Annotated in this window: 16 protein-coding genes; 8 read left to right on the top strand and 8 right to left on the bottom strand. The window is 43.8% G+C overall.

Annotated features, from left to right (window positions below; genetic code table 11):
- Nucleotides 1-18: 18 nt before the first annotated feature.
- The 3 genes from HFA01_RS07335 to HFA01_RS07330 are packed head-to-tail and all read left to right on the top strand — an operon-like array spanning nt 19 to nt 1210.
- Nucleotides 19-468: a DUF948 domain-containing protein gene (locus HFA01_RS07335; RefSeq protein ID WP_089650611.1), complete on the top strand. Its 450-nt coding sequence runs from the start codon at nt 19-21 to the stop codon at nt 466-468.
- Nucleotides 465-689 carry a hypothetical protein gene (locus HFA01_RS19070; protein WP_246139292.1) on the top strand — a complete coding sequence of 75 codons (225 nt, stop codon included), beginning with the start codon at nt 465-467 and terminating at the stop codon, nt 687-689. The genes HFA01_RS07335 and HFA01_RS19070 overlap by 4 nt, the downstream gene beginning before the upstream one ends.
- Entirely contained in the window at nt 689-1210 is a 522-nt protein-coding gene (locus tag HFA01_RS07330; RefSeq protein ID WP_246139291.1) for a hypothetical protein, read from the top strand. The genes HFA01_RS19070 and HFA01_RS07330 overlap by 1 nt, the downstream gene beginning before the upstream one ends.
- A 223-nt stretch (nt 1211-1433) precedes the next feature.
- Here the strand turns inward: HFA01_RS07330 and HFA01_RS07325 are convergent, their stop codons facing one another.
- The 3 genes from HFA01_RS07325 to HFA01_RS07320 form a co-directional block, all read right to left on the bottom strand.
- Entirely contained in the window at nt 1434-2717 is a 1284-nt protein-coding gene (locus HFA01_RS07325; RefSeq protein ID WP_167506196.1) for a globin-coupled sensor protein, read from the bottom strand.
- Nucleotides 2718-3406: 689 nt separating this feature from the next.
- Entirely contained in the window at nt 3407-3574 is a 168-nt protein-coding gene (locus HFA01_RS18870) for a hypothetical protein (protein WP_167506195.1), read from the bottom strand.
- Between the two features lie 61 nt (nt 3575-3635).
- Nucleotides 3636-5060 (bottom strand): NAD(P)H-binding protein, encoded by a 1425-nt coding sequence (locus tag HFA01_RS07320; RefSeq protein WP_146814728.1) that lies wholly within the window; start codon nt 5058-5060, stop codon nt 3636-3638.
- Between the two features lie 375 nt (nt 5061-5435).
- On the opposite strand from HFA01_RS07320, the gene HFA01_RS07315 reads away from it, so the two are divergent.
- The 3 genes from HFA01_RS07315 (at nt 5436) to HFA01_RS07305 (ending at nt 9802) form a co-directional block, all read left to right on the top strand.
- Complete coding sequence (locus HFA01_RS07315; protein ID WP_146814726.1) at nt 5436-6650, top strand: dicarboxylate/amino acid:cation symporter; 1215 nt, start codon at nt 5436-5438, stop codon at nt 6648-6650.
- A gap of 196 nt (nt 6651-6846) precedes the next feature.
- Entirely contained in the window at nt 6847-8241 is a 1395-nt protein-coding gene (locus tag HFA01_RS07310) for a sodium/glutamate symporter (RefSeq protein ID WP_146814724.1), read from the top strand.
- Between the two features lie 163 nt (nt 8242-8404).
- Entirely contained in the window at nt 8405-9802 is a 1398-nt protein-coding gene (locus HFA01_RS07305; RefSeq protein ID WP_146814721.1) for a DHA2 family efflux MFS transporter permease subunit, read from the top strand.
- Between the two features lie 62 nt (nt 9803-9864).
- On the opposite strand, the gene HFA01_RS07300 is transcribed toward HFA01_RS07305, so the two are convergent.
- The 4 genes from HFA01_RS07300 to HFA01_RS07285 all read right to left on the bottom strand — a co-directional run bounded on the left by HFA01_RS07300 (nt 9865) and on the right by HFA01_RS07285 (nt 14347).
- Complete coding sequence (locus HFA01_RS07300; protein ID WP_146814719.1) at nt 9865-10215, bottom strand: YidH family protein; 351 nt, start codon at nt 10213-10215, stop codon at nt 9865-9867.
- 151 nt (nt 10216-10366) lie between these two features.
- Complete coding sequence (locus tag HFA01_RS07295) at nt 10367-11671, bottom strand: PucR family transcriptional regulator (RefSeq protein WP_146814717.1); 1305 nt, start codon at nt 11669-11671, stop codon at nt 10367-10369.
- A 178-nt stretch (nt 11672-11849) separates the two neighbouring features.
- Nucleotides 11850-13397, bottom strand: a complete 1548-nt coding sequence (gene pruA, locus HFA01_RS07290) for an L-glutamate gamma-semialdehyde dehydrogenase (protein WP_146814715.1) — start codon at nt 13395-13397, stop codon at nt 11850-11852.
- A gap of 32 nt (nt 13398-13429) precedes the next feature.
- Nucleotides 13430-14347 (bottom strand): proline dehydrogenase family protein, encoded by a 918-nt coding sequence (locus HFA01_RS07285; protein WP_146814713.1) that lies wholly within the window; start codon nt 14345-14347, stop codon nt 13430-13432.
- A 340-nt stretch (nt 14348-14687) separates the two neighbouring features.
- Between HFA01_RS07285 and HFA01_RS07275 the strand changes: the two genes are divergently transcribed.
- Nucleotides 14688-15386 (top strand): bacteriorhodopsin, encoded by a 699-nt coding sequence (locus HFA01_RS07275; protein WP_167506194.1) that lies wholly within the window; start codon nt 14688-14690, stop codon nt 15384-15386.
- Nucleotides 15387-15531: 145 nt separating this feature from the next.
- Here the strand turns inward: HFA01_RS07275 and HFA01_RS07270 are convergent, their stop codons facing one another.
- A complete protein-coding gene (locus HFA01_RS07270; RefSeq protein ID WP_146814709.1) occupies nt 15532-15966 on the bottom strand; it encodes a universal stress protein in 435 nt (144 codons plus the stop codon).
- Between the two features lie 266 nt (nt 15967-16232).
- Between HFA01_RS07270 and desA the strand changes: the two genes are divergently transcribed.
- On the top strand, nt 16233-17282 hold the full coding sequence (gene desA / locus HFA01_RS07265; RefSeq protein WP_146814707.1) for a Delta(5) desaturase DesA: 1050 nt from the start codon (nt 16233-16235) through the stop codon (nt 17280-17282).
- Nucleotides 17283-17325: the final 43 nt, after the last annotated feature.

Raw genomic sequence — 17325 nt, 5'->3', positions numbered from 1 at the left:
AGAAGAGAGGTTTTCCAGATGGACTTTTTAGGAATCGGTGTTTTGATTATCGGAATCGCCTTTGCGATTGTCTCTATTTTCCTCATTAAAGCATTGAACAACCTGGCAGGTGTTCTTGGCGGAGTCAAAAAAACCGTCGATCAACTTCCAGAGCAACTGGATTCTGTTATGAAAGAAACGACAGGTGTCCTGCATCACAGCAATGATACATTAGCAGATGTGAATGAAAAGATCAGGGCTCTCAGTCCTCTTTTCTATATCGTCGGGGATATCGGTGAGTCGTCCAGGAAGCTTACGTCTTCTCTTGTTGATATGACTTACTCACTGAAGCAAACCACACATGAAGGCGAACAAAAAATCAACGAAGAAGGTTGGCGCGGTGTTTACGGAGCTCTCGCTTTGACGTATTACTTTTCACAAAAACGAAAAGCATTGAAAGCGGCTCAGTTGGAGACAACGTCATCATGAAGGCACTTGAGTGGATCGTTGGCATCAGCGCCGGCTTTATTAGTGGATTAGCGTTGAGGATATGGATAAGGGAACCCTCTATATCCAAAATGAAGTATGACCGCAAAAAAGAGGAATTTTATGATACGGGTAGAAATCAATATGAAGACCTACAAGCAACGAAAGAAAAAATGCGTATCGAAGCTCAAAAAAATTTAACAATCGAAAGGGGAACTTCCTAATGGAAAACCAAAATGTAAATCAAACCGTAAACCAGCAACCACAAACGCAAACACCTAAAAAAAGAGGCAATAAGAAGCTGCCGATTGCTATTTTGACAGGGGCACTAGTCGGTGGAGCTTTTATTCTTATTAAAGACCCTAAAGAAAGAAAACGTTTGAAAGAAGGCACCCGTTCAACAAAAGACGCCGTTTCTGACTATGCCTCTGAAGTGAAAGAAGATCCATCTGCGAAAAAAGATGACTTGGTTACACGCGTCCGCAATGTCGTAAACATTGTTAGTGAAGCTGCCGCCACCGTTCAAGATGTATTTAACAACCAAGGAAAAGAAATTGCTGATAAAGCCAAGGATATTAAAGAAGAGTCTGAAGAAATCATAAATACCGCGAAAGATGCCGGAGAAGACTTACAGGAAGTTGGCGATAAAGCCAAAGAAGCGAAAAACGAGCTTAAAGAAGATTCGGATGAGGAAAACGCAACGGTACCTCAAGAAAAGGTCGTAGAGGTCAATCCGCAACGGTAATTCTATGGATGAAGGAAGCCCTGCACACAAACGTGCAGGGCTTCTTATTTTTTCACATCTAAGAAGGAGAAGAACTCCCATGTCCATCGGTTTTAATACGTGAAACAGTAGAAACTCCGCAATCGACCATCTGACCATGAATTGAACGCAATCGCAACGAAAAAAATCATGATCAAAATATTTAGGAGATGCTGGCATCTGGTTATATTACACTTCTTCCCTTCTAATCTGTAAGCTCCGTCAATTGTTGAGACGAAGCCGCTACTTTATAAACCGCCCCATTGATTTCCTCGATGACCTGAGCGAATTGCTCAAGCTCTGTTTCAATCCCTGCATTATACGTTTTGTTTTGGCCCATGGCAGAAACGATTTCTGTGAAAAATTGATTGATTTGCTCCATGCTGTCTGCTCCTTCAGAGATCATGGTGTTAATGTTGCCGACATTACTTGAAACATTGTGGATCTGACCACTCGTAGTGGAGATCAAATCCGAGACCTCGGCTACTGAATTCTGCGTCTGCTCAGACAATTTCCGCACCTCATTCGCAACAACGGTAAAACCTGCGCCATGTTCACCAGCTCGCGCGGCTTCAATCGATGCATTCAAAGAGAGTAAATTCGTTTGTTCCGCAATGGAAGAAACAATGGTTACGATTTTACTGATCTCTTCAGCGACATGCTTTAATTTTTCCATATCTCCAGAAATTTCATTAATGTTTTCTTGAATCTGGTTCATTTGTTTTTGCTGAATTTCCAGCCGCTGCTTCCCATCCATCGACTGCTTCTCCACTTGTTGAGCGACTATGGACCCTTTTTTAGAATCATCGACAATTTTATCTGTCTGTTCCGTCAACTGCTCTGTAGACGCACTCGCTTGTTGGGAGACAGCTGCTACTTCTTCAGACATTTGATCCACACGTCGGTAAGCCTCTTCCCTTTTCTCCACTTCAACCTGCCGGAGCTCCTCTGCTTCCCTCTGAAACATTTCTAGTACAAGCTGCTGTTCAATATTTAGGATTTTGGTCGTTGCACGAGTCGCCGGACCATAATGCTCACGTGGCAGGTCCTGCTCGTAAATATCCATGAACGATAACAAGAGGTCCTGAAAAGCACACATATACCATTTCGGCTCCAATCCAATCTTCAGGTGGACGGTCGCAATTGTTTTTCTTTTTTCTATAAAATCTGTATCAATAGTGCCGTTGAACATTTCCTGAATGTGAACTTCCAAGGTCTTTTTTAAACGATCGACAGAACTGTAGTCATGAATGATGCTTTCCAAGGATGTTTCATTTTCCAAGTTCTTATAAAATTGGGTCACGATTCGATCAATATGATTGCTAATCAATGGCTTTAATGATTGCAGAACCGCCAAATCCTGTTCATTAAGATGAACCATTTCGAACTGTGTATGTAGACTTGAATCTTTTGGTATGTCAATGACTCCTGTAAACCCTTCTCCGAGCGGTCTAACTTCCTCTTTTTTCTTTGTCATGAATAAACCCATGTCCATCCCCCTTAAGACTCTATCTTTTTGTAATATCGACTTAAACGAGTGAACAATTAAGTAAGATTCCCCTTCTTCCACAAACGGTTCCTTTTCTTGAAGACTCAATTTCGAGACTTTTGTTGAGCGGTGGGAGCTGCGGGAAATGACTCGCTTTCAGCGGGAGCGCGCTGATCCTCCTCGGACTGTGGGGTCTCACCAAGCACTTTTTTCCCGCAGGAGTCTCGCCATTCCTCTCCGCCCCTTTGCGATGTAAGTGTCTCGAAACCACTTCCCGAATCAGCTGCTTCTATGCCATGGTAATTGGAGGGAAAGAGATACTTAAAGACGCTATTATACATACGGAAAGCTTGTTATATAGCGCTTTATGCTTATAATTTCAGGAGAGTGGGAGACACTCCCTCTGAGCAAAGGGGTTCGTTCATCACTTTGACCGAAAGGGTTAGCTGGAAAGCTGCCAGACTCCCGTGGGAGAAAGGAGATAGCCGAGATCCCTTAGTCCAGCAGCTCGCCACTCCCCCACAGGAAAGCGCGTTGCTTCCTAGCCAACCCTTACTCTTAATACAGCAAACGAACACCGAAACTTCTCGAAATTTAGTCTTCGACACCCCTGCCAGAAAGCTGAACGACATGTTTTTTGAACAAGAAGAAAAACCCCCAAACGGCGTTACGCCGTTTGGGGGTTTTGGTTACGCGTCAGCGTTGTATCCTAAACGCTCACGGTCGACGTACTCATTCGGAACTTCTCCGAAATGTGTACTGTGGTTTTTGAATTGAGCTTTTCGGCCATTCCGGTGTTCGCCATGACTCTTTCTTTCCTTGAACTGGCGATCCACCTTTTTTTCCTTGTTGCCCATCCTAATCACCTCGTGTAAAACATAATGTCTTACACGGTTATTATGTTTCGTACTCACGAAATTATTCATGAACTTGGAAAGAAGGTTCGTGTGTCCCCCACTTCTCCAAGTGCCTGCGAAATAAGGCCATCACCATTAAATGTGCCTTTGCCTGGGTATATTTGTATAAGAACCATGGCAGTGATGGCATGTAATCATGAATGGCTACAATCGCTTCATTTTTTCCTGGAATTTTTCTGAATTCCAGTCTTCCCCTCACGTTTTTTTCTTTGTTGCTCAATCGGCCCCCGGAAATATAATATAAAGCACGGTCCTTCGTGCTTCTTTCAGCTGAATATGTGAATTCGAGGAGTGGGATCTCATTAAAAATCACGCCAATTTGACAACAATGCGTTTCATCTACGGTTGTTTTTACCCAAGGATTTAACACCTTTTCCAGCCATTTCACATAGTACTTCCCAATCCAGTCTGCCGAATGGCCCTGAGGGAGCGGGATACGCTGGACAGAGCGGACATCGTCCTGCATGGCGGGTATGTTAGGTCCGTTGGATTTTCTTTTGGTTTGCTTTTCATCTTCTCTTAGAGCCCATTCAGCTGCTTCTTCAAAGGGCGTTTCCCCATCACTGATTCCATCCACTTTGTTTTGAGACGATGCAACCATGGGGTGGACAAGGCTTTCAATGAGTGGATATACCATTTCTTTCGGCGCACCTGTTACCAGCCTTACCCATAACTTAGACAAATCAATGGTTAAAAAGGGGACATTGACCATAAATGGTTTCTTACCCATGACGCCTGCCACTTTTTCCATCATCTCTTCGTAAGTCATCACCTCCGGCCCCCCAACGTCAATCGAACGTCCCTTCAAGCTTTCTTCGCCAATACTTTGGTCGATCGACCCAATTACGTCCGGTAAGGCAATCGGCTGCGTTTTTGTCTTCGTCCATTGAGGGAGTACCATAAAGGGAAGACGCTTTACTAACTTTTTTAATATCGGAAAGGAAGATCCTCTTGGTCCAACGATCAGTCCTGCCCGGATCGTCGTCACGGGGACTCCGTACGAGCCTAGAATCTCTTCCACTTCAAGCCGACTTTTTAAATGACGGGAAAGTTCTTGTTCATCTTGAGGAATGATGCCGCTCAAATATACGATTTGCTTCACGCCTGCTTTTTTTGCCGCCTGAGCGAAATTATCAGCAAGGATGACATCCATATCTTCGAAAGATCCCTGGGTCAACTTAGCTGAAGGCATCATCGAGTGTACAAGATATACCGCGATATCTGCTCCATCCAACCCTTTTTCCGCATCAGCCATTGAGTATAAATCGCACGATCGCCAGGTCACCTGGTCGCTGTCTTCCTTATTGTCGCCATTTCGGGATAAGGCGATAATCTCAGAATGGTCTTTTAGCTTTTTCATCAAATTTTGTCCTATATATCCACTCGCCCCTGCAAGAGCGACGACAGTTTTCTTCACCACACACATCACTTCCTTTTCGCTTTTTAAACCTAGTACCCTCAGTCTCTACACATGTAACACTTATCCTTTGAGCAATACTTAACGATATGGCAGTATTGTAAAAGGCTCGATTTCGAGATGTTTATGCGAGTTTAACGGTTTTGAAAAAGCGATTCGACGTCTTGGTACATCACGCAGAATTTATCTAAACTGAGCCTTGAAATAAGGAACCTATACGGAAAATATATCATGGAAATTGAGGAAGACTTTGATTAAGAAATTGTAAATGGTAAGCAATACCGTTGACATCCTTGTTCACATGCCTTATCTTACCCTAGTAAACCTTAGTAAACCAATCAGCATTATACTGTTTAAATATTGTTAAAAAAGGAGGGGTTCACCATGAGTAAGTTGTGGAGAATCTACACACAAACATCATTGATCAAAAAAATCACCGTAGCCTTGGTTCTCGGTGTATCCGTTGGTCTCCTGTTCGGAGAAGGCGCTGCTGTCCTAGCCCCTTTTGGTGACCTATTGCTCCGTCTATTGAAATTTATCATTGTACCGTTAATTCTGTTTACCCTTATTGTAGGGATTAATCAAACGAACATTGGTTCATTGGGACGCATGGGCGGAAAAGTATTCTTTTATTACCTGGGGACTTCTGCCCTTGCCATTTTAGTCGGCGTGTCCGTTGCCACTTTGTTTAATCCGGGTACAGGGATGAGTCTTGGGAATGAAACCGTCGATGTTCCTGAAAATCCCGGCGTCACCAGCGTGCTCTTGAACATCGTACCTGAAAATATTCTTACAGCCTTAACCCAAATGAACCTGCTTGGAATCATTTTTACTGCGATCGTCTTTGGTTTAGCACTCTCTTACATGCGATCAACGAATGCTTATCAAAGTCTGGGAGGTCACCTCTACAAAGTCATCAATGCTTTGAATGAGGCGACTTTAATCGTGATGAAGGGTATCCTTCAATATGTACCCATCGGTATTTTTGCGATTATCGCTGAAGTTATTGGTACACAAGGGGCGAACACGTTGTTGGAATTAGGGAACTTCATCGTCGTTCTTTATATAGGTTTACTTGTACAATTAGCTATTTATATTCTTTTCCTATTTATGAGCAAACGAAAGCCGGCTGCTTTTTTCAAAGAAGCACGCACTCCTATGTTGACAGCTTTTGTTACACAGAGCAGTTCTGGAACGTTGCCTGTCACATTAAATGCTGCGAAAAACCTGGGGTTGAATAATAGCTTATATGGCTTCAGCTTACCATTAGGAGCAACAATCAATATGGATGGTGCAGCTATTCGAATTGCTGTATCAGCCGTATTCGCTGCGAACATTATTGGTGATCCATTAAGCTTTGTCTCCATTCTTCAAATCGTCCTTGTTGGAACACTGGCTTCTGTCGGAACCGCTGGGGTTCCAGGGGCTGGAATCATTATGATTGCGACTGTATTCTCTCAAGTCGGACTGCCTATGGAAGCTGTCGCCCTTCTTGCATCTGTGGACGTTCTCATCGGTATGGGAGCTACAGCCTTAAACGTGACTGGTGACCTTGTGGGTACCACTCTTATTAATAAAACCGAAAAGAACCAATCCTAAAACACGAAATCCTCCGTCTTAAACAGACGGAGGATTTTTTGGTTATATGGCAGGATTGTGGAAGCAGAGAACAAGTTTATAAATCGCTAAAGATTTTATAAAAATGTAGTTTCAACAAAAGAAATACCAGGGAAAGTGATTAAATGGTAAAACTACTTCAACGGGAAACTTACCCCTGTAAGAAAGAGGTGAACATATGACTCCGAATGAAATAGGTTTCGCACTTCTTTATATCGGTGTCTTCCTTTTGATCGGTAAAATTATCCGTGTCAAATGGACATTACTACAAAATTTATTCTTACCCTCATCCATTATCGGAGGGTTTATTGCGCTTTTCCTTGGTCCTCAAGTACTCGGAAAGTTCATGCCGGAAGACAGCTTCTTCTCAAACGGGATCATGACAGAATCCATTATGGAAGTATGGTCCGCCCTTCCCGGTCTCATGATTAATGTGGTATTTGCTGCTCTTTTCCTTGGAGCTGCCATTCCAAAGTTAAAAGATATTTGGTATTACGCTGGTCCGCAACTGGCGCTTGGATGGTCTGTCGGCTGGGGCCAATATGTGGTCGGGATCACTCTCGCTGTTCTCATCTTAGTCCCATTCTTTGATCTACCTGCTATGTCAGGGGCCTTGATTGAGGTCGCTTTTGAAGGTGGCCACGGGACGGCCGCCGGTATGGCGAGCACTTTCGAAGAGCTTGGTTTTGCAGAAGCTTTCGATTTAGCCATCGGCCTAGCAACAATCGGCGTATTATCGGGAGTCATTTTTGGAATCATCCTCATCAACTGGGGTGTTCGTAATAAGAAAACGAAAGTTATTGAAGATGTGGAAGACTTCTCTGATTTAAGAAAGCGTGGAGTTATGGAATATCAAAACCGTGAACCAGCTGGAAAAATGACCTTGCGTCCGGAATCAATCGAACCGTTATCATTCCATTTATCTATCGTTTTCATCGCAATTCTGATTGGCTGGTTATTGTTGCAAGGGTTGATTGGTCTCGAGTCGATCACCATTGGATCTGATTTTATGAGCTATATTCCATTGTTCCCGCTAGCGATGATCGGTGGAATTGCTCTTCAAATCTTTTTCAGCAAAAAGGATAAATACAACCTTGTTGACCGGAGAATGGTGAACAGAATTCAGGGACTTGCCCTTGATATCCTTATATTAACAGCCATATCCACCGTATCTTTAGATGTCATTGGCGAATACCTCGTTCCATTTGTCATTCTAGCAGCTGCAGGGATTGCTTGGAATTTATTTGGATTCCTTGTACTTGCTCCTCGAATGATTCCGCAGTACTGGTTTGAACGCGGAATTGGAGACTTTGGACAATCGATGGGCGTCACTGCAACAGGGCTACTTTTGATGCGAGTCGTCGACCCTGACAATGAATCTCCCGCTTTTGAAGCATTCGGATACAAACAACTCTTTTATGAACCTTTTTTAGGTGGCGGATTTGTGACCGCCTTATCCGTTCCGTTCATTGCTCAATTCGGGCCGTTGCCAACGCTGATTGTAGCGGTCGCCATGACAGCGGTTGGTATCTTCTTCGGACTTTTCTATTTCGGAAAACAAAAAGCGGCCTAAGCAAAACAACGTCTGCACATAAGCAGACGTTGTTTTTTTAACGATATAATCTTAGATGCCTAACTTATTAGAAGGAAATATATACAGGTTACTGAACAAAAAACCATTCTTATGGTATGATATTTCATTAGTTACCTAAGTATTTTAGAAAGAAGGTTAAATCATGTCATCTCAAGAAATCAACCGTGTCCCTTTAATGATCGTACTCATATCAGGTGCTTTTGTAGCCATATTAAACCAGACCCTGCTAGCCACCGCCCTGCCTCACATTATGGCTGATTTGAATTTGGATGCGAATACAGCGCAATGGTTGCAGTCGATTTTTATGTTAGTGAACGGAATTATGATCCCTATTACGGCTTTTTTAATTGAACGTTTTTCTACGAGAGGATTGTTCATGACAGCCGTTGGATTATTCGCTTTCGGTACACTTGTCTGCGGAATCGCCCCTAACTTTTCGATTCTTTTAACAGGAAGAGTGTTACAGGCCTCTGGTGCCGGTATTATTCTCCCGTTAATGCAGACGATTATGTTCCTCGTTTTCCCTATTGAAAAAAGAGGATCAGCGATGGGGATGTTCGGACTCGTCATTGCTTTTGCACCAGCCATCGGCCCGACATTGTCCGGCTGGCTCGTCGAGCAGTTTCCCTGGAGAAGCCTGTTCTTCGTTATTTTGCCCATTGCCATTGCAGACTTGATCGTCGCTTACTTCATTTTGAAAAATGTAACGAAGCAAACATTCCCGAAAGTCGATCCGATTTCCATCATCCTGTCTACCTTTGGTTTCGGTGGAATTTTATACGGATTCAGTGTTGCCGGCAGTGCCAGCTTCTTAAGTCAAGAGGTGCTCATTTCTCTAGCTGTCGGAGCGCTCGCGCTGACGCTTTTCATCACTCGCCAGATGAAATTAGAAAAACCGATTTTAGAATTCCGCATTTTTAAATATAAGACCTTTACCCTCACGACCGCACTCGGGATGATTGTTTTTATTTCCATGATCGGTGGGGCGGTCATTCTGCCCATTCTCATGCAGGACATGCTTGGATTCACAGCGTTCGAATCTGGCTTGATGCTATTGCCGGGCGCATTGTTAATGGGCATCATGAACCCCATCACCGGTCGTCTTTTTGATAAATTTGGTGCGCGTTGGCTTGCCATCATCGGTCTCGGACTGCTCACAGTTTCTACGTTCCTGTTTACGAACCTTGATCCATCGACGACCTTTCTATATTTAGCTCTCGTCAATTGTGTCCGTATGTTCGGGATTGCTATGGTGATGATGCCTGTGACGACAGCCGGACTTAACCAGCTACCACAGCACTTGATGCCCCACGGAACAGCCATGAACAATACAATGCGCCAAGTTTCCGGAGCTGTCGGTACGGCCATGCTCGTTTCTGTGATGACGAGCCAAACCATTCCTTCTGAAGGTGTGACAGGTCTGATTCATGGAGTGAACGTCTCCTTTATTGTAGCTGGGATCTTTGCTGTTGCCGGTTTTATTATGGCATTTTTCATTAAAAAATCCCGTCCGGATGAAGGTAATTTAAGTAACGCTTAAAAATTTCACACAAGGAAAGCCTCGCTGACAGGACAGCGAGGCTTTTTCTTTATTCAAAGGAATTATACGAAAAACAAATACGTCGTCACCAATATAAACAGCAAAAAGGCCACAGAGGTCATATAAACAATAATCCTGTGGGAAGATACAAAGCGGTTCTCATTGATATTCTTCCGCGTATGATAATAATTCACGGTTGCACCAATAATCGTCATTACGCCGAGAAACAAAGAGGATATGCTGACGAGCATAGCCAGATTGTTCGCTAAATCCCCTGCCGTCGGAAGAGCTGAAATATGGACCGTTGTAGCTAAAAAACCAATCCCTACAAGGGCGATACTCGTCCGAATCCAGGCCAAATAAGTGCGTTCATTGGCTAAATGCTGCTGAATGAGCTTTCTTTCATCAACCATCGATCACCATCTCCTTTTCCACTATCTTTATCTTATAACTTTAGGAGCCTCTCATACACGGATAGAAGAATTTGAGTGGCGACTACAAAACATACCAATGCGCTGTTCATCCATAAGAAAAAGGAGGAGGCATGATCAATGCCCCCTCCTTTCATTTTTGCAACGCTGCTTTGTACCTTTCATAATAGCTGTCTACATTATTCAGTAACAACAACTCGGTATATAAGTAGGCTTTCATATTGAAGTCAGAGAAGTCTATGTTCGTCAGTTCCTGGATTTGCTTGATGCGGTAATTCAACGTATTGGGGTGGATGAACAGTTCATTCGCTGTCTGCTTTCCTTTTCCATTATTCGCAAGGTACGATTCCAGGGTGAACAGGAGTTCTGTCTGTTTCGTTGTGTCATTTTTAATCAACGTCAGCAGATCTTCACTATAGTAATCCTCCGAACTATTTTTTTCATACAACGCCGCTAAGTATCGGTACAGGCCAAGTTTGGAAAACTCGCGCGGCATGGTTTCTGGACGCGGTCCGATGAAGTTTGCCGTCTCGATGACTTCCAACGCTTCGAGGAAGCTTTTTCGCATATAATATATCTTCGTATATTCTTTTCCGACACCTATAAGGAAATGATAAAAATCTTCCTCGCCTGTTTCTACTTTGACAACCTCAATGAGGTCACGGGCGATATCCCTTGATGAAAAGCGGTCAGATTCTCTTCCTTCAATAAAGAGAATCAACTGAAATTCGGTTTTCAAATAATACAGGTGGCGGTTTGTTCGGAAACGGTTGACCGTGTTTTCCAAGTCATCCAACATCGACTTGTACTGAGGAGCAGTCACTGAAAAAACGACGATTGAAAATCGATCCGGGATCTTAAGTTGAGCAAGAGAGGCATCATGACGAAACTGGCTTTCGCTGGCATATTCATGATGAAGCAGCTGCCAGAGAAGCTCTTCTTTACGTCCTTCTTTGGCGTTCTCTTTCATGAACTGATCATAAATCAACTTCCCGAGATGGCCGGTGATCTCCTCTAAAAATTCCATTTCCTCTGCGTTCAAGGTTTGCTCCGACTCCTGAACCCACACGTAACCCAGTGTATGTCCAAGATGCTTGGCAGCAATGACGACACGCTGTTGAAATCCAAGGTCCTCCATGGGATGGACACGGATTGGATCCGATTGTTTCTGCAGACGAGTGACGATTCCTTCTTTCTTTAAACGATCGATAATGAAAATCGGACATTTTTTCGAAAGGATCGTTTTCTGCTGGGTCTGATCGAAATCATCGAACGTTGAACTATAAGCAATCAACTCGAAATTTTTATTTTCAATAATGACAGGCTTCTTCAACTTCGAACTGATCAGCTCTGTCGCTTTATGAATATCTTCTGCCTGAAGGATCAATTCTTTGACTTCCATAGGAATCCTGACCTTTCCGAGTAGGTTGAATGTCATGTTTCGTTACCCTCCATTATATCGGTTGTGGATGGAAAGAAAAAGAAATATATCTAAGGCATCTTGAATAACTTCCAAGCTGTTCCTTCGTTCCGTTAAGTAATAGGTGATCATTCGCTTTCCTGCATGTGATTCTATGAAAAAAGCTCCCCCAAGTTTGGGAGAGCCTCAGGCTTTTTTAAAACATTTCAGAAATCGTCTTCGCTTGCATGTGAAGAGCCAGGTAGTCAGGTCCGCCGGCTTTGGAGTCTGTTCCACTCATCTTGAAACCGCCGAATGGCTGATAACCGACGATGGCACCTGTACAATTGCGGTTGAAATACAAGTTTCCGACGTGGAAATCGTATTTTGCTTTTTCCAAGTGTTCACGGTTATCAGAGATGACCGCACCTGTCAGTCCGTATTCTGTGTTATTTGCAATGTCGATCGCTTCATCAAAGTTCTTCGCTTTTGTGAAGCAGACGACCGGTCCGAAGATTTCCTCCTGTTGCATACGGGAATCTGGAGCAAGATCCGCAAATACCGTCGGCTCGATAAAGTACCCTTTCGAGTCATCCCCTTTACCACCAGTGACGAGACGGCCTTCTTCTTTACCGATTTCGATGTAGCTCATGATCTTATCATAAGCGCCTTGATCGACGACAGGTCCCATATAGACGTTCTCTTCAGATGCATTTCCGACGGTCAGCTGCTCAGCGCGTGCTTTTACCTTTTCCAACACTTCATCATACACATCTTCGTGAACAACTGCGCGTGAACCGGAAGAACATTTTTGACCGGAGAATCCGAAGGCGGAGACAATAATGGCATCGACCGCTGTTTCAATATTCGCTTCTTTATCGACGACCACGGTGTCTTTCCCGCCCATTTCAGCAATCACCTGCTTCAAGTGATTTTGACCTTCTTGAATTTCTGCCGCACGCTTGATGATGCGTGTTCCGACATCACGGGAACCTGTAAAGGAAATCAGGGCCGTTTTCGGGTGATCCACAAGATAGTCACCGACTTCGCCACCGCTTCCTGGCACAAAGTTCAAGACGCCTTTCGGTAGACCTGCTTCTTCAAGCACTTCTACGAATTTTGCAGCAATGACTGGGCTGTTACTAGCCGGCTTCATGACGACCGTGCTTCCTGTAACAAGTGGAGCAACCGTTGTACCTGCCATGATGGCAAATGCAAGGTTCCAAGGTGGAATGACGACCGCAACGCCTGTAGATGTATAGATGTAGCGGTTCTGTTCACCAGGACGGCTTTCAACTGGCTTGCCTTCCTTCAGTTCGATCATCTGACGTCCGTAATACTCAAGGAAGTCAATCGCTTCTGCCGTATCTGCATCCGCTTCTTTCCAAGGCTTTCCTACTTCATACACAAGATAAGCGGAAAACTCATGCTTACGACGACGGATGATGTGCGCAGCACGGAACAATAACTCAGCGCGAGCTCGGGGATCCCATTTTCTCCAGTCTTCAAAAGCAGTCGCTGCTGACTGGACGGCTTTTTCTGCTAAGTCTTCGTTCGCTTTGGATACGGTACCTACGACCTGCTTCGTGTCCGCAGGGTTTGTGGAGGTAATCGTATTGTCTGTGCGAATGCGGTCGCCATCGATGAGAAGATCATGATGCTGCCCTAATTCTTCTTTCACTTGCTTCAGTGCTTCCTCGAAAGCTTTCTTATTTTCTTCAATTGTAAAGTCTGTGAATGGTTCGTGTTTATAAGGCTGGACCATGATAAAATTCCCCTTTCTAATGTGTAGAAGTTTTATTTACTGAAAACACCTTTTAATGCAAAGGCGATGTTCGCTGGTCTTTCGGCGAGTCTTCTCATGAAGTACCCGTACCAATCTTCTCCATAAGGAAGATACACTCTCACTTTGTAACCTTCTTCAAGAAGATCTTTCTGCATTTGATTTCTCATTCCATAAAGCATTTGAAATTCAAAGCGGTCTTTCGGAATGTTGTGTTCTTCCACAAGCTTCTTCGTATAATCGACAATCGCATCGTCGTGGCTTGCGATGGCTGTGTAGTTGCCGTTCAACAAGTTCTTCTTGATCAGATGCTTCAAATTATCGTCGACAAGGTGCTTCTCAGGAAAAGCGACTTTGCCAGACTCCTTATAGGCCCCTTTTACAAGACGCAAGTAAGGTTGGCACTCATTCAGTCGATCAAGATCCTCATCGGTTCGATAGAGATAAGACTGCACGACCGTACCCAGGTTCGGGTAGTCCTTTTTCAATTCCTGGTAAATATCCAGGGTAGCCCCGCAACGTGACGAGTCTTCCATATCAATGGTGACCGTAATGTCATGCTTCTGGGCTTCCTTCAAAATAAGTTCCATATTTTCCATAACCAACTCGCGACTGATGTCCAGTCCAAGCGATGTTAGTTTAAGAGATACTTCCGACTGCAGCTGGTTGCTCGCAATCTGTTGAATACAACGGATGCATTCACCTGCGCGGTCTCTTGATTCTTCCTCACAGTCTACAAACTCCCCTAAATGGTCAACCGTAACGACCAGACCCTCATGGTTCAATTGCTGTATTAATGGAATTGCCTGGGAGAACGTTTCTCCCCCTACTATCTTGTCAGCCCCAAATTTACTGCCAAAGCGCTTAGCAAAGCGATCTAACAACTTATTGTTGGAAAGGTATAAGAAAAAGTTCTTACTGATGGCTTCCAAGATCACCACACCCTTTCATCATTCTCCTATTGATTCACCAAGTGGGCTCGTTAGGTGGAATGGAAGTAATAATGTTTGAACTGTTAAGAAAATTGTAACGAATAGCGCTTACATTCAGCAACGTGTGGCAAACACAAAGATAAGGCTGTAGTTTTATTGTTTAAACACAAAAGCGGCCAACCCCCGTTTATCATACGACTTGAGCGGGAACACACGGTCTTTTTATTTAGGTTTGGTGGGAATATATGTAAGACCTGGTACACCAGAATTTGTAAATGTCTAGTCTTCTTCTCTTTTGACTAGAATGAGAGGTAATGAGATCGAAGATTGAGGTGACATGATGAGTGATTATATTGTTTCTCTGCATTGGATTTATGTGTTCGTTATGTTGGCGGGAGCTTTGACATTTTTATATTTGAGCCGGAATCCACGCGGTGTTCCGAAGTATGAGTACGTGATTGCGATTATTATTCCATCATGGTCGGGTGCCGCTTACTTATCCATTGCCTTAGGACAAGGGTTGCTCGAACAACCGGACAAAACCGTGTACTTCGCCCGTTACTTAGACTGGGTGGTAACGACACCCCTGCTATTGCTCGCACTCGCTTTGACCGCCATGTTTTATGAAAAAAAGAAAGATAAAGCCTTGATCGCAGCTTTAATAGCAGCTGATGTGTTTATGATTCTGACGGGTTTGATTGCCGACTTTTCCTCTGAGACCATCAAATACATTTGGTATGTTCTCGGTGTCGTTGCTCTAGTAATCATCCTTTATATCATTTGGTATCCTTTAAGAAAGATTGCGATCAAAGGTGGTAAGGAGCTGAAGAAACATTACCAGCGCACGGCCGCATACTTGACTGCTTTCTGGGTTTGTTATCCGACCGCCTGGATCATAGGCCCTTCTGGAGTCGGATGGACAGAGCAGGCGACGGAAATTACAGCCTTCATCATCCTTCCCATCCTATCCAAGATCGGATTCAGCCTTCTCGACGTAACTGGACTTAGGCGTTTGAACCTTCCCGGTGTTGATGTGTGATTTATAGCTTGGGTGAATGTGAATGGTAATATATGTATGACCTGGTCACCCAAATGATGGATGAACTAAAATAAGGTCCATAACTATAGAACCATAAAAAAGAAAGCCTGAAAGGAGTACTTTCAGGCTTTCTTATAGTTTTCCACTATTTCATGACTAATACGGGGCAGTTTGCATGCTGGACAATGTTATTGCTCACACTCCCCAATAACATTTTCTTCACTCTCCCAAGTCCGCGGTTCCCGACGATAATCAGATCCACGGCTTGCTCCTCCGCATATTTACAAATACCAATACCAGGGTTTTCTTGTACCTCACTGATGATCACTTCTGTAATGACACCTACATCCGATGAAGCCATCTGCTCTTTCAACACATCCATTTCTGAACGCAGGTTCTCTGCCATTTCGTCCCCTATACTATGGGAGACCGCAGCATTTGTTGCTGGACCTGTAGGTTTCACGACAGATACGATATGAATTTCCCTATTGGCAGTTTCACAAGCCTGATTCCTTGCTTCCATAACCGCTTCTCTACTCAAGTCACTCCCATCGTATGCAACGAGTATTCGTTTGGTCATAGGGTAACCCTCCATTAATAGAGTGTCGATTCACACTTCCATTATATCACATTGTAAGCGCTATCTTAACAACCTTCTCGATTTAAAAGGAAGCGAGGAACCAACTTCTTTCATTATCCTCCACCCTTCATTTCCATGTTCATCTCCTAAGAATAGACAAACACCCATGACAAGTGTCATATAAATGTCCTGACGTTTATGCCTTATAAAATGATGGGGTTTTTCCTATCATAAGTAGCATGAAGAATTATGAAGGAGTCGTTATTATGAACAAGGATAAACAACGAGAGCTGAAGAAAAGCGTTTCAGCCTTTGCGAAACCTGATACAAAAGCAGGCATCCGCCAGTTGATCAATACAGTCATCCCGTTCGTTTTATTGTGGGTATTAGCCTATGCGAGTCTGTCCGTCTCTGTATGGCTTGCTGTTCCAGTCGCTATGATTGCTGGTGGGTTTGTCATCCGTCTTTTCATCATTTTCCATGATTGTACACACCAGTCGTTCTTGAAAAGTCAAAAGGCCAACCGCATCATAGGAACGATTACAGGTATTCTGACGTTGTTTCCTTTTGATAAGTGGAAACGAAGCCACTCGATCCACCATGCAACAAGCGGAAATTTAGATAAACGCGGCACGGGTGACATTTGGGTCATGACCGTGGACGAGTATATCGAAGCATCGTGGAAAGAAAGACTTGCCTATCGCCTTTATCGTAACCCCATCGTCATGTTTGGCTTAGGTCCACTTTACTTGTTCCTTGTCTCCAACCGTTTCAATCGTAAAGGCGCCAAAAAGAAAGAGCGCATCAATACGTATGTAACTAATATCGCTGTTTTTGCGCTGTACAGCCTGATTATCTGGGCCATTGGCTGGGAAGCTTTCTTAATTATTCAAATTCCGGTCCTGTATGTTTCGGGCGCCCTGGGCATCTGGCTGTTCTACGTACAGCACCAATTTGAAGATTCTTACTTTGAAGACGAGTCCGAATGGGATTTTGTAAAAGCAGCCGTCGATGGCAGCTCCTATTACAAGCTTCCTAAAGTGCTTCAGTGGGTATCTGGAAATATCGGCTTCCACCATGTTCACCACCTAGCCCCTAGGGTTCCGAACTATGCGTTGGAAGAAGCCCACGAGAAGACACCACCTTTAAAACACGCGACAACGATTACTCTGGCCACAAGTCTTGAATCCATTCGGTTCCGGCTCTATGATACAGAAAATAAAACATTCGTATCCTTCAAAGAAGTGAAATCACTGCTGAAGAAAAAGCGCCTAGCTATGCTCAATCAAAGGCAGCCAAGCTTCCAGGATAAATAAAGAAGTTGAAAGTCCATTCCCTCGAATGGGCTTTTCCTTTATG

The sequence above is a fragment of the Halobacillus faecis genome, from assembly GCF_007991335.1.
GTDB classification, from domain to species: domain Bacteria; phylum Bacillota; class Bacilli; order Bacillales; family Halobacillaceae; genus Halobacillus; species Halobacillus faecis.
Note: the sequence above shows the minus strand (reverse complement) of the source record. Positions and strands in the feature narration are given on the sequence as shown.